Source organism: Streptomyces sp. NPDC058864, assembly GCF_042742985.1.
Taxonomy (GTDB): domain Bacteria; phylum Actinomycetota; class Actinomycetes; order Streptomycetales; family Streptomycetaceae; genus Actinacidiphila.
Map to the genome: position 1 here is coordinate 1 of NZ_JBHYMQ010000007.1, position 12,268 is coordinate 12,268.

The 12,268-nt window shown below is 74.2% G+C and carries 11 protein-coding genes; 5 read left to right on the forward strand and 6 right to left on the reverse strand.

From position 1 onward, the window contains the following. Nucleotides 1-47 precede the first annotated feature (47 nt). A complete protein-coding gene (locus tag ACFW3D_RS07760; RefSeq protein ID WP_500502894.1) occupies nt 48-1,268 on the forward strand; it encodes a cytochrome P450 in 1,221 nt (406 codons plus the stop codon). Nucleotides 1,269-1,286: 18 nt separating this feature from the next. On the opposite strand, the gene ACFW3D_RS07765 is transcribed toward ACFW3D_RS07760, so the two are convergent. Both ACFW3D_RS07765 and ACFW3D_RS07770 read right to left on the reverse strand, forming a co-directional pair. Further along, complete coding sequence (locus ACFW3D_RS07765; protein ID WP_500502561.1) at nt 1,287-2,162, reverse strand: MurR/RpiR family transcriptional regulator; 876 nt, start codon at nt 2,160-2,162, stop codon at nt 1,287-1,289. A 75-nt stretch (nt 2,163-2,237) separates the two neighbouring features. After that, nucleotides 2,238-3,590, reverse strand: a complete 1,353-nt coding sequence (locus tag ACFW3D_RS07770; protein WP_500502563.1) for an acyl-CoA synthetase — start codon at nt 3,588-3,590, stop codon at nt 2,238-2,240. Between the two features lie 85 nt (nt 3,591-3,675). Between ACFW3D_RS07770 and ACFW3D_RS07775 the strand changes: the two genes are divergently transcribed. Next, entirely contained in the window at nt 3,676-4,122 is a 447-nt protein-coding gene (locus tag ACFW3D_RS07775; protein WP_500502565.1) for a hypothetical protein, read from the forward strand. Between the two features lie 410 nt (nt 4,123-4,532). Here the strand turns inward: ACFW3D_RS07775 and ACFW3D_RS07780 are convergent, their stop codons facing one another. Together ACFW3D_RS07780 and ACFW3D_RS07785 are read right to left on the reverse strand one after the other, a co-directional pair. Then, a complete protein-coding gene (locus ACFW3D_RS07780; protein ID WP_500502567.1) occupies nt 4,533-5,354 on the reverse strand; it encodes an inositol monophosphatase family protein in 822 nt (273 codons plus the stop codon). Nucleotides 5,355-5,689: 335 nt separating this feature from the next. Then, on the reverse strand, nt 5,690-7,075 hold the full coding sequence (locus ACFW3D_RS07785) for a cystathionine beta-synthase (RefSeq protein WP_500502896.1): 1,386 nt from the start codon (nt 7,073-7,075) through the stop codon (nt 5,690-5,692). 201 nt (nt 7,076-7,276) lie between these two features. Here ACFW3D_RS07785 and ACFW3D_RS07790 point away from each other — a divergent pair, with 201 nt between their 5' ends. Together ACFW3D_RS07790 and ACFW3D_RS07795 are read left to right on the forward strand one after the other, a co-directional pair. Next, entirely contained in the window at nt 7,277-8,113 is an 837-nt protein-coding gene (locus ACFW3D_RS07790; RefSeq protein ID WP_500502569.1) for a helix-turn-helix transcriptional regulator, read from the forward strand. A 101-nt stretch (nt 8,114-8,214) separates the two neighbouring features. Beyond that, complete coding sequence (locus ACFW3D_RS07795) at nt 8,215-9,255, forward strand: SGNH/GDSL hydrolase family protein (RefSeq protein ID WP_500502571.1); 1,041 nt, start codon at nt 8,215-8,217, stop codon at nt 9,253-9,255. Nucleotides 9,256-9,896: 641 nt separating this feature from the next. Here the strand turns inward: ACFW3D_RS07795 and ACFW3D_RS07800 are convergent. Together ACFW3D_RS07800 and ACFW3D_RS07805 are read right to left on the reverse strand one after the other, a co-directional pair. Then, nucleotides 9,897-10,313 (reverse strand): VOC family protein, encoded by a 417-nt coding sequence (locus tag ACFW3D_RS07800; protein ID WP_500502572.1) that lies wholly within the window; start codon nt 10,311-10,313, stop codon nt 9,897-9,899. A gap of 10 nt (nt 10,314-10,323) precedes the next feature. Further along, entirely contained in the window at nt 10,324-10,743 is a 420-nt protein-coding gene (locus tag ACFW3D_RS07805; RefSeq protein WP_500502574.1) for a helix-turn-helix transcriptional regulator, read from the reverse strand. A gap of 174 nt (nt 10,744-10,917) precedes the next feature. Between ACFW3D_RS07805 and ACFW3D_RS07810 the strand changes: the two genes are divergently transcribed. Next, complete coding sequence (locus ACFW3D_RS07810; protein WP_500502576.1) at nt 10,918-12,138, forward strand: acetyl-CoA C-acetyltransferase; 1,221 nt, start codon at nt 10,918-10,920, stop codon at nt 12,136-12,138. The last annotated feature ends 130 nt before the right edge of the window (nt 12,139-12,268 follow it).

The window sequence follows — 12,268 nt, forward strand, 5'->3', positions numbered from 1 at the left end:
GGCCGCGGCAGGACGCCGCGGCCCACGACGACGAGGAGCCCCCGCGCATGGCTGCGGACACGCTGTTCCGGAGGATCACCGACTACGCCAGCCGGCCCGATCCGTACCCGCTCTACGCCGAACTCCGCGAGAGCAAGGTGGCGCCGCAGGAGGACGGCAGCTACCTCGTCGGCACGTACCACGAGATCACGGCCCTGCTCCACGACCCGCGGATCAGCTCCGACCGGCGCCACCGCAGCGACCCGGAGGAGGTCCGGCTGGCCGGGGAACTGGCGCCGTCCTTCATCGGCCTGGACGACCCCGAGCACGACCGGCTCCGCCGCACCACGATGCGGCCCTTCGGCCCGCCGCACACCCCCGGACGGGTCGACGCCATGCACGGTGAGATCGTCCGCATCGCCGACGGCCTCGTCGCCGGGCTCCGGGACAAGCAGCGCATCGACGTCGTCGACGACTTCGCCTACCCGCTCCCCGTCACCGTGATCTGCCGGCTGCTGGGCGTGCCCCGGGAGGACGAGCCGAAGTTCCGCGGCTGGTCGGACGCGATCGTCGGCGGACTGGACCTCAACCCCGACGAGGACCCCGCCGAGCGCACCCGGGCCGCCACCGAGGCCCGCCGGGCGATGGGGGTCTACCTGGGCGGGCTCGCCGAGGGGCGGCGCGGCAAGCCCTCCGACGACCTGCTGTCGGCGTTCGTCAACGATCCGGACCCGGCCGGCGGGCTGAACCGGATCGAGCTGATGGTCACCTCGGTGCTGCTGCTCGTCGCCGGCCACGAGACCACCGTCAACCTGATCACCAACGGCATGCTCACCCTGCTGCGCCGGCCCGACCAGCTGGAGCTGCTGCGCAGCGAACCGGGCCTGATGCCGCGGGCGGTGGAGGAACTGCTGCGGTTCGAGCCGCCCGTGCAGATGCTGCCCCAGCGCACCCCGCTGGTGGACGTCGAGGTCGCGGGGGTCACCGTGCCCAAGGGGGCGCCGCTGATCCTGGTGCTCGCCTCCGGCAGCCGCGATCCGCAGCGGTTCCGCGACCCCGACCGGTTCGACCCGCGGCGCACGGACAACCAGCACCTGGGCTTCGGTAGCGGCGTCCACAGCTGCTTCGGGGCGCCGCTCGCCCGGCTGGAGGCGCAGATCGCCCTCACGGCCCTGATGCGCGACCTGGACGGCCTCCGCCTGGTGGACGACCCGCCCCCGTACCGCCGCAGCCCGGTGCTGCGCGGTCCCCGCCATCTGCTCGTGGAGCACGACGGGGTGCGTGCCTGACCCCGGGCCGGGGAGCGGTCACTCCACGAACAGGCCCTGCGCCGCGGCCTTGGTGTCGAACTCCTCCAGCCGCGCCTGCGCGTCCGGCAGCCCGTCGCACATGGCCTCCAGCAGCACCCGCCCGAGCAGCATCGGCGCGCACGCGGTGTCGAAGGCGAGGCCCGTGCCGACGGCCGCCGGGAGGAGGACGTCGGAGTGCGCGGCGACCGGCGCGAAGGCGCTGTCGGCGACGGTGACGACGGTGAGCCCGGCGGAGCGGGCGTACTCCAGCGCCTCGACCACCTCGCGCGGGTGCCGGGGCAGCGCGAAGCACAGCAGGGCGCTCGCCCCGGCCCGCACGGCCGCGTCGACGCGGTCGGCGAGCATGCTGCCGCCCTCGTCGAGGAGGCGGACGTCGGGGTGCACCTTGGCCGCGAAGTAGCCGAAGCCCCGGGCCTGGGCGGCCGCGGCGCGCAGCCCCAGCACGGGCAGCGGCCGGGACGCGGCGAGCAGGGCGCCCGCCCGGGCGACGGGGGCCGGGTCGGCGAGCAGCGCGGCGAGGTGCCGCAGGTTCTCGATCTCGGCCTGCACCGCTTCCTGGTACTCGTTGTACGTGTCCCCGGCCGGCTGCCGCCCGGGGGCCGCGGCGGGGGCGACCTCGCGCAGGTGGCGGCGGAGCGCGGGGTAGCCGTCGAAGCCGAGCGCGACGGCGAAGCGGGTCACGGAGGGCTGGCTGACCCCGGCCAGTTCGGCGACCTCGACGCTGGACAGGAAGGGCGCGTCGGCGGCCCGGCGGACGAGGCAGTGGGCGATGCGGCGCTGGGTGGGGGTGAGCCGGTGCGCTTCGAACAGCTTCACCAGGCGCGCCGACGCGGTGTCGGTCCCGTCGGCTCCGGTGCCGTTCTCGGTGGCCATGGCACCCTCTCCGCTCGGCCATTCATGTGCCGAAGACTCTGCATGATTCTATGCAGGAGGGCAAGGCGCCCCGGCTCACGCGGGCGGCAGCAGCTTCTTCTGCGGTTTGCCCATCGCGTTGCGCGGCAGTTCGGTCAGGAAGCGGACCTTACGGGGGCGCTTGTGCACCGAGAGGTGCCCGGCCACGAAGTCGATCAGCTCGCGTTCGCCGACCCCGTCCGCCACCACGTAGGCCACGATCTCCTGGCCGAGGTCGGCGTGCGGGGCGCCCACCACCGCCGCCTCGCGCACCGCGGGGTGGTCCAGCAGGGCGTTCTCCACCTCGCCCGCGCCGATCCGGTAGCCGCCGGACTTGATCAGGTCGGTGGACGCCCGGCCGACGATCCGGTGCATGCCGTCCGGTTCGATCGCCGCGATGTCACCGGTGCGGAACCAGCCGTCCTCGGTGTACGAGGCCGCGGTCGCCTCCGGCCTTCCGAGGTAGCCGTCGAAGAGGGTGGGCCCGGTGAGCTGGAGCTCGCCGATCTCCGCGCCCGGCTCGGCGGCGATCCGGGTGCGGATCCCCGGCAGCGGCAGCCCCACGGAGCCGGGGCGCCGCTCACCGGCCGCCCTGGTGCTCAGCGTGATCAGGGTCTCCGTCATGCCGTAGCGCTCGACCGGCCGCTGCCCGGTCAGTGCCTCCAGGTCGCGGAAGACCGGCGCCGGCAGCGGCGCGCTGCCGGAGACCAGCAGCCGGGCGCCGCTCAGCGCCCTGGCGGCCTCCGGGTCCGCCGCGACCCGGCCCCAGACGGTCGGCACCCCGAAGTACAGGCTGCCGCCGGCCGCCGCGTACGCCTGCGGCGTCGGGCGGCCGGTGTGGACCAGGCGGCTCCCGGTGCGCAGCGCGCCGAGCACGCCGAGCACCAGACCGTGCACGTGGAACAGCGGCAGCCCGTGGACGAGGGTGTCCTCCGGCGTCCACTCCCAGGCCCCGGCGAGGGCGTCCAGGTCGGCGGCGACCGCGCGGCGCGGGACGAGCACGCCCTTGGGCGCCCCGGTGGTGCCCGAGGTGTACAGGACGAGGGCCGTGGTGTCCGGGTCCGGCTCGGGGCCGTCCCAGGACCGGCGCTCGGTGAGGACGGCCGGGGGCTCCCGCACGGCCCCGGAGTCGCGCAGGATGTGGTCGCGCTCGGCCGGGCCCGCGTCGGGCGGCACCGGGACGACCGGGACGCCCGCCAGCAGGCCGCCGACGACCGCCGCGACCGTCTCCAGGGACGGCGTCGCGTGCACCGCGACCGCCGGGGCACCCGCGACGCGTGCCGCGAAGGCGCCCGCCGCGCCGAGCAGTTCCTCGCGTGAGCAGGTGCGTCCGTCGACGGTGACCGCGTCGGGGCGGTCGGACGGGGCGTGGTGGAGGGCGGTCAGCAGGCGCGGCGCGTGTCCGGTCACGGGACGACCCTACTGGGGCGACCTCCGGGAAGGTTCGGGGGTTTCCCCCAGTGCCACGGGACCGGCCGGTCCGTACGGTGGCGTCATGGACGCCCGTGACCCAGAGCTCAAGAAGGAATTCGCCGCCACCATCCAGGCGCGCAAGGACCTGGGGGAGGAGTACGAGTCGGCCCTCATCGACTCCTTCCTGGAGAAGATGGACCGGCGCATCGACTCCCAGGTCGAACGGCAGGTGCGTCGCGAACTGGCCGAGAGCCAGACGGCGTTCGCCCGCGCCGGGCGCCGGGTCGGCCCGGAGACGCGCGGCCATGGCGGCGGCCGTTTCGGCGCCCGCTACGGCTTCGGGGCGTTCTCCCTGATCATGGCCATCCCGCTGTCGGCCATCGCGGCCGACAAGGCCGACCTGCCCGGGCTGCTCGTGGCCTGGGTCGGCATCGTCGCCGTCAACGCGGCCCATTCGCTGGGGTGGCTCCTCCACGAGCGAAGCGGTGCGCCGCGCCGCGCCAAGGACCAGGACGCCTGGGAGGACTGACGGCCCGACGGCGGGCGGTCCCCGCCGGGGCCGGGACACCCCCGCGGGTGCCCGCCCGCGCGCCCGGTCCCCGCGCCACCCGGGAATCGTGGGAGGACCTTCGCGGAGCGCGGTGGGGGCAGCCGTGGCCGCGCTCGTGGTCGCCGCGGACGCCGCGGCGGCCACGGTGGCGGACGGATGCCTGCGACGGCGAGGAGTTGCGGTGGTCGATCTCATGCCGAAGACGGTAGGCGGAACGCCGCCCACAAGATGATCTTGCTCGGATCCTGTGGACCGCCCGCAGGTTGTGGATAACCCCGTCACCCGAAAGACGTCGCAGCGGGGAGACGACCGCCCCCGGCGGCCCTGGCCCCGTGGCGCTCGGCGGGGCGCACGCGCGCGCTGCGGCGCGGGCCCCGGGTCCGGCGCCGCTACGCGGTGAGCAGGCCCACGACGCGGCGGGCCGTGCCCTCGTCGCGCGCCGCGGCGAAGGGCAGCGGCCCTGCGGCCATCCGGAACGGCAGCCCGTCCGCGCCCAGCACCGTGCCGCCCGCCTCGGCGACCAGCAGAATGCCCGCGGAGTGGTCCCAGGGGTTGTCGTAGGCGTAGGTGGCCGCGTCGAGCCGTCCAAGCGCGACGTCGAGGTAGTCGCAGCCGGCGGAACCGCTCGCCCAGGGTTTGATGCCGTGCGCCGCCCCCAGCTCGTACAGCCGCCGGTGCTGGTCGGCGGTGAGGTGCGCGGGCCGGGCGCCGGCCACCAGGAGCACCTCGTCCGGGTCCTGCGCGCGGCCGGCGGCCAGTCGCAGCGGCAGGCCCCCGGCGTAGGCGCCCTCGCCGCGCCGGGCAGTGGCGAGGACCCCGTCGACGGGCCGGTACGTCCAGGAGGCGAGCAGCTCACCGCGGGCGGCGAGGGCGACCTGGGTGACGAACGAGGAGTCGCCGCGGACGAAGTTGGAGGTGCCGTCGACCGGGTCGACGATCCAGACCGGATCGTCGCCCAGCAGCGCCCCGAGGAGCGCGGGGTCGGCGTGCACGGCCTCCTCGCCGATGACGGCGGAGCCCGGCAGCAGGCGGGTGAGCGTACGGGTGAGGCGTTCCTCGATACGGCGGTCGGCGACCGTGACGAGGTCCAGCGGGCCCTTCTTCTCGTCGACGTCGCCCTCGGCGAGACGGCCGAAGCGGGCGAGCGCCTCCTCGTCGGCCGCGGTGCGTATGGACTCCTCGACGGCTGCGAACGTCTGTGCGCTGATCACGGCGGCCACTCAACCAGAAGAGCGGCCCGCGCGGGGGCGCGGACCGCTCTTCCACAGATTGCGCGGGAACCGCCGCACCCCCGGTCACCCGGGGGGCGGGACGACGGCGGTCCCCGCGAGGGACGCGGGCCGGATCAGGGCCGGGCCACACGTCCTGGGGTCACCATGGAGGTCCGGGAGCCGCTCCGGAGGTCCTTGGCGCCACATCCGTGGTGTCGGCCGGGCGACCGGTGTGCCGTCCGCCGACATCCACCAATGTGCCGTAGCCGTGTTAAGCGCGTGCTGCGGCCACGTGACGCGGGTGTACCACTTCCGCGAACCCTGGCGGCCCGCCCCTACTTGGACTCTTCCGCGAGGAAGGCGAGCAGGTCCTGGCGGCTGACCACGCCCGTCGGCTTGCCCTCGACCAGCACGATCGCCGCGTCGGCCGAGCCCAGCACGGCCATCAGGTCGCCGACCGGCTCGCCGGAGCCCACCTGCGGCAGCGGCGCGCTCATGTGCCGCTCCAGCGGGTCGTCCAGGGTGGCGCGCTTGGTGAACAGCGCGTCGAGCAGCTCCCGCTCCACGACGGAGCCGATGACCTCGGCGGCCATGACGTCGGGGTGGCCGGCGCCCGGCTTCACGATCGGCATCTGCGAGACGCCGTACTCGCGCAGCACCTCGATGGCCTGGCCGACGGTCTCCTCGGGGTGCATGTGCACCAGATGCGGGATGCCGCCGTCCTTGCGGTCCAGCACGTCGGAGACGCGGGCCTGGCCGGTGCCCTCCTCCAGGAAGCCGTAGTCGGCCATCCACTCGTCGTTGAAGATCTTAGAGAGGTAGCCGCGGCCGGAGTCCGGCAGCAGCACGACCACCACGTCGTCCGGGCCGAGCCGCTCGGCCACGCGGAGCGCCGCGACGACCGCCATGCCGCAGGAGCCGCCGACGAGCAGGCCCTCCTCCTTGGCGAGGCGGCGGGTCATCTGGAAGGAGTCCTTGTCGGAGACCGGGACGATCTCGTCCGCGACGGTGCGGTCGTAGGCGGTGGGCCAGAAGTCCTCACCGACGCCCTCGACCAGGTACGGGCGGCCGGAGCCGCCGCTGTAGACGGAGCCCTCGGGGTCGGCGCCGATGACCTTCACCCGGCCGTCAGAGGCGTCCTTCAGGTAGCGGCCGGTGCCGGAGATCGTGCCGCCGGTGCCGACGCCCGCCACGAAGTGCGTGATCTTCCCCTCGGTCTGCTCCCACAGCTCCGGGCCGGTGGAGTGGTAGTGCGAGGCGGGGTTGTTGGGGTTGCTGTACTGGTCCGGCTTCCAGGCGTTCGGGGTCTCGCGCACCAGCCGGTCGGAGACGTTGTAGTACGAGTCCGGGTGCTCGGGGTCCACGGCGGTGGGGCAGACCACGACCTCGGCGCCGTAGGCCCGCATGACGTTGATCTTGTCCGCGGAGACCTTGTCAGGGCAGACGAAGATGCAGTGGTAGCCCTTCTGCTGGGCCACGATCGCCAGGCCCACGCCCGTGTTGCCCGAGGTGGGCTCCACGATCGTGCCGCCGGGCTTGAGCTCGCCGCTCTTCTCCGCGGCCTCGATCATCCGCAGCGCGATGCGGTCCTTGACCGAACCGCCGGGGTTGAAGTACTCGACCTTGGCCAGGACGGTCGCCTGGATTCCTGCCGTCACGCTGTTGAGCCTCACCAGCGGGGTGTTGCCGACGAGGCTGATCATCGAGTCGTGGAACTGCACCATTGTCTCCGGGTTCTCCGTGATTGTGAGGCCAGGGTAAGCGGTTTTCCGGCAGGGGGCGGCCCGCGCGGGGACCGTCCGTCGCACGCTTCACATTGGTGTTACGTACGCCCCGGAAGGTCCGGTTGTAGAGTCACACCGTGGCGCGATCACGACACGTCGCAGTTACGACACCGGGCTTGTACAACCGGGGGGTGAGCAATGCCTGACGAGAAGCACCCGGGCACCGCCGACGCGGGCACGGGCAACGCCGACTACCTGGCCGCCCTCAGCGGTCTGGCGGCCGTGGAGTCCGGCCTCGCCTCCGTGCGGGAACGGCTCACGGCCCTCGCCGCCGTACGCCCGGCGCGACCGGCCGAGCCGGTGATGCCGGGCGGGATCGCCGAGGTGATCCACGGCGAGGCGGAGCAGCAGCACATGATCGAACAGCTGCAGCGCGAGGCCCGTAAGGAGGTACTGACCTTCGTGCGGCCGCCGTACGTCGCCGCGGCGGGCAACGTCGTCCAGAAGGACCGGCTGACCGCCGGGGTGGAGTACCGCTCGCTGTACGAGACGACGGCCCTGGTCTACCCCGGGGCGGCGGACATGCCGGGCTTCGTCGAGCCGGGCGAACTGGCCCGGGCGGCGCCGAGCGTGCCGATGAAGCTGATGATCGTCGACGCCGAGCGGGCGCTGCTGCCGCTGTCCGGGGGCCGCGACCGGTCCGTGGTCTCCTCCGCCGGGCTGCTGCTGCTCCACCCCTCCGTGCTGGTGGACGCGCTGCTGGAGCTCTTCGAGGACCGCTGGCTGCGCGGCACGCCGCTGCGCATGCCCTCGCCCGGCGAGACCGAGGAGGACCCGGAGTTCCCCGGCTCCCCCGAACTGGACGAGCAACTGCTCTCGCTGCTGATGTCCGGGCTGCCCGACAAGGCGATCGCCTCCCAGCTCGGGATATCCCTGCGCACGCTGCAGCGCAGGATCCGGTCCCTGATGGAGTCCACCGGAACCGCCAACCGCACCCAGCTCGCCTGGTTCGTCGCGCAGCAGCGGCTGACCTGAGTCCGGGCCGCCGCGCGGTTGCGGCGGGCATCGGACGGGGCAACAAATCGTTGTACGGGTCGGGCCACGGGGGTCCGCACACCCGGCGCGGGAGGTGGACGTTGTCCAGGGCAAGGGTGGCGCGGCGGATCGCTACGGCCGCCGCGTACGGAGGAGGCGGCATCGGGCTGCTGGGCGGCGCCGCGGTCGGCCTGCTGCTCACCGAGGGCGCGCTCGCCCGCAGGGCCGTGGGCGGCTCCGACGCCGTCCCGCCCCGTGCGGACGGCGTCTACGGCGCCGCCTTCGCGCTGAGCACCGACGAGCGGCCGATCGTGCTGGCCCTCGTGGGCGACTCCACGGCGGCGGGCCAGGGGGTGCACCGGGCGAGCCAGACCCCCGGCGCGCTGCTGGCCTCCGGGGTGGCGGCGGTGGCGGAACGGCCGGTGCGGATGGTCAACGTGGCCAATCCCGGCGCGCAGTCCGACGACCTGGCCCGCCAGGTCGATCTTCTGCTGGGGCCCGGTCCCGGTACCGCGCCCGATCTGTGCGTGATCATGATCGGGGCGAACGACGTGACCCGGCGGATGCCGCTGACCGTGTCGGTGCGGCTGCTGTCCGACGCGGTGCGGCGGCTGCGCGAGGCCGGCTGCGAGGTGATCGTCGGGACCTGCCCCGACCTGGGCACGATCGAGCCGGTCTACCAGCCGCTGCGCTGGATCGCCCGCCGGCTGAGCCGCCAGCTCGCGGCGGCGCAGACCATCGCGGTGGTCGGCCTCGGCGGCCGCACCGTGTCCCTGGGCGATCTGCTCGGGCCCGAGTTCGAGTCCCGCCCCCGCGAGATGTTCGGCCCGGACAACTACCACCCGTCGGCCGAGGGGTACGCGACCGCGGCCATGGCGATGCTGCCGACCCTCTGCTCCGCCGTCGGGTTGTGGCCCGAGGAGGACGAGCGCCCCGACGCCCGGCGCGGCGAGGGCTTCCTCCCGGTGGCCCAGGCCGCCGCGGAAGCCGCGGGCGAGGCCGGCACCGAGGTCACCGCGGCCGCAGGCACGGTCTCCGGCCCCCGCGGCCGCTGGGCCCTGCTCAAGCGCCGCCGCCGGCGCCGCCTCCCCGACGCGACCGAACCGGCCGCCACGGCGGCGGCCGAGGCCGCCCAGAACTAGCGCCTCCCGGCGGGAGCGGGTCCCCGGGCGGCGGCGGTGCCCGTCGCCGTCCGCGGGTCGGCCGCGCCTGCGGCAGGCCGTCTCCCACCCACCCGCAGGGGTACCCATCGCGGAGGCGGTGCGGCGTCGGACGAGCGGCCCGCAGTACCGAGGGCGGGGGCGGGTCCCCGGGCGGCGGCGGTGCCCGTCGCCGTCCGCGGGTCCGCCGCGCCTGCGGCAGGCCGTCTCCCACCCACCCGCCCGGACCCCGGACCAGCGGCCACCGCAGGGGCGGTCCGCCGTCGGACGCGCAGCCCACGCACCGGGGGCGCCGTCGGGGCGGCCGAGACCGCCCAGACCCAGCGCCTCCCGGCGGGAGCGGGTCCCCCGGCCGGCGGCGGTGTCCGTCGCCGTCCGCGGGTCCGCCGCGTCTGCGGCGGGCCGTCTCCCACCCACCCGGCCGGACCCCGGACCAGCGGCCACCGCAGGGGCAGGGCCCGAGCCACCTGCGTGAGCAGGGAGCGGACCGCGCCGCAGGACCGCCCGGAACGCGACCATCGGCGCCACGCCCGGGCCGCGCGTCACCCCGCCTCACGACCGTCGCAGGACGACCGCCGGGGAACCGGCCCCGGACGACCCGCTCCTCCCGGAGGCCGCCGGCGTCAGCCGGCCTTGCGCTGGTTGAAGCGGAGCAGGTTGCCGGAGGGGTCGCGGAAGGCGCAGTCACGGACGCCGTAGGGCTGGTCCATGGGCTCCTGCAGCACCTCGCCACCCGCGTCGCGGATGCGTTCGAAGGTGGCGTCGACGTCGCTGGTGGAGAAGATGACCCCGCGCAGCATGCCCTTGGCCAGGAGCTCGCTCATGGCCCGCTTGTCCGCCTCGGAGGCGCTGGGGTCCGCCAGCGGGGGTTCGAGGACGATCTCCACGCCGGGCTGGTCGGGCGAGCCGACCGTCACCCAGCGCATGCCCTCGAACCCCACGTCGTTGCGGACCTCGAGGCCGAGGACGTCGCGGTAGAAGGGCAGCGCCTTGTCGTGGTCGTCGACGGCGATGAAGCACTGTGACAGCGTGATGTCCATGCGGACCACGCTAGGCCCGCGCGGCGGGCTTCGCTTCCTTGTTCCTGACGGGCCTGGTGTACCGCTTCGCGATGCACGCGGGGATCGGCGCGCCCGGCTCGTGGTCGCGGGCGCGGTAGGCGCTCGGGGTCTCCCCGACGAGCTCGGTGAAGCGCGAGCTGAAGGACCCGAGCGAGGTGCAGCCCACCGCGAAGCAGACCTCGGTGACCGTCAGGTCGCCGCGCCGGAGCAGGGCCTTGGCGCGTTCGATCCGGCGCGTCATGAGGTAGCTGTACGGGGTCTCGCCGAACGCGGCCCGGAAACTGCGCGAGAAGTGGCCGGGGGACATCAGCGCCACGTGGGCCAGCGCCGTGACGTCGAGGGGGTCCGCGTAGTCGCGGTCCATCGCGTCGCGGGCGCGCCGCAGCCGTACCAGGTCGTCCGGATTCACCGGCCCAGCATCGCACGGGGGGCGCGTTCGCCACGAGGATGCGCCATCATGGACTAAGCAAGCGCTCAGAAAGAGGTCCGCGTCACAGCCCCCGAGCCGTGACTCCCTCCGCTACGTACAGGTAACTTCCCAGAGAGTCCCAGCCGTACCCCGCCGCCTCGTCGAGGAGTCGCGATGCCCGAAGCCGTGATCGTCTCTGCCGCCCGTTCGCCCATCGGCCGGGCCGTCAAGGGGTCCCTGAAGGACCTGCGCCCGGACGACCTGACTGCCACGATCATCCAGGCGGCCCTCGCCAAGGTGCCGCAGCTCGACCCGCGCGAGATCGACGACCTGATGCTGGGCTGCGGTCTGCCCGGCGGCGAGCAGGGCCACAACCTGGGCCGCATCGTGGCCGTGCAGATGGGCATGGACCACCTCCCGGGCTGCACGGTCACGCGCTACTGCTCCTCCTCGCTGCAGACGACCCGGATGGCGCTGCACGCCATCAAGGCGGGCGAGGGCGACGTCTTCATCTCGGCCGGCGTCGAGACCGTGTCCCGGTTCGTCAACGGCAGCTCCGACGGCATGCCCGGCACCCACAACCCGGTCTTCGCCGAGGCCGAGGCCCGCACCGCGGCCCGCGCCGCGCAGGGCGGGGGCGAATGGCACGACCCGCGCGCGGACGGGCTGGTCCCGGACGCGTACATCGCGATGGGCCAGACCGCGGAGAACCTGGCGGCCGTCAAGGGGATCACCCGCGCCGACCAGGACGAGTTCGGCGTCCGCTCGCAGAACCTGGCCGAGGAGGCCATCAGGAAGGGCTTCTGGGAGCGCGAGATCACCCCGGTGACGCTGCCCGACGGCACGGTCGTCGCCAAGGACGACGGCCCGCGCGCCGGGGTCACCCTGGAGGCCGTGCAGGGCCTGAAGCCGGTCTTCCGCCCCGACGGCACCGTCACCGCCGGCAACTGCTGCCCGCTGAACGACGGCGCCGCAGCGCTGGTGATCATGAGCGACACCAAGGCGCGCGAGCTCGGCATCACCCCGCTCGCCCGGGTGGTCTCCACCGGCGTCTCGGGGCTGTCCCCCGAGATCATGGGCTACGGCCCGGTCGAGGCGTCCCGCCAGGCCCTGAAGCGGGCCGGGCTGACCATCGACGACATCGACCTGGTCGAGATCAACGAGGCCTTCGCGGCGCAGGTCATCCCGTCCTACCGGGACCTGGGCGTCGACATCGACAAGCTCAACGTCAACGGCGGCGCCATCGCGGTCGGCCACCCCTTCGGCATGACGGGCGCCCGCATCACCACCACGCTGATCAACTCGCTCCAGTGGCACGACAAGCAGTTCGGCCTGGAGACCATGTGCGTCGGCGGCGGCCAGGGCATGGCCATGGTCATCGAGCGCCTGTCGTAACGGGCCCCTAGGGCCGGGCCCCTCCAGCCCCGGCAGCCCCTCGGACACCCGTTCGAGACACAAGTCGCAATCGAACCGCCCCCGGGATGTGACCTAATCCCGGGGGCGCTCGTTTATGCAGGTCAGGGGT

Bases quoted from the DNA above. Each gene is read 5' to 3' on its own strand.
- ACFW3D_RS07760 (WP_500502894.1), top strand. From the start codon at position 48: ATGGCTGCGGACACGCTGTTCCGGAGGATCACCGACTACGCCAGCCGG.
- ACFW3D_RS07765 (WP_500502561.1), bottom strand. From the start codon at position 2,162: ATGGCCACCGAGAACGGCACCGGAGCCGACGGGACCGACACCGCGTCG.
- ACFW3D_RS07775 (WP_500502565.1), top strand. From the start codon at position 3,676: ATGGACGCCCGTGACCCAGAGCTCAAGAAGGAATTCGCCGCCACCATC.
- ACFW3D_RS07790 (WP_500502569.1), top strand. From the start codon at position 7,277: ATGCCTGACGAGAAGCACCCGGGCACCGCCGACGCGGGCACGGGCAAC.
- ACFW3D_RS07800 (WP_500502572.1), bottom strand. From the start codon at position 10,313: ATGGACATCACGCTGTCACAGTGCTTCATCGCCGTCGACGACCACGAC.
- ACFW3D_RS07810 (WP_500502576.1), top strand. From the start codon at position 10,918: ATGCCCGAAGCCGTGATCGTCTCTGCCGCCCGTTCGCCCATCGGCCGG.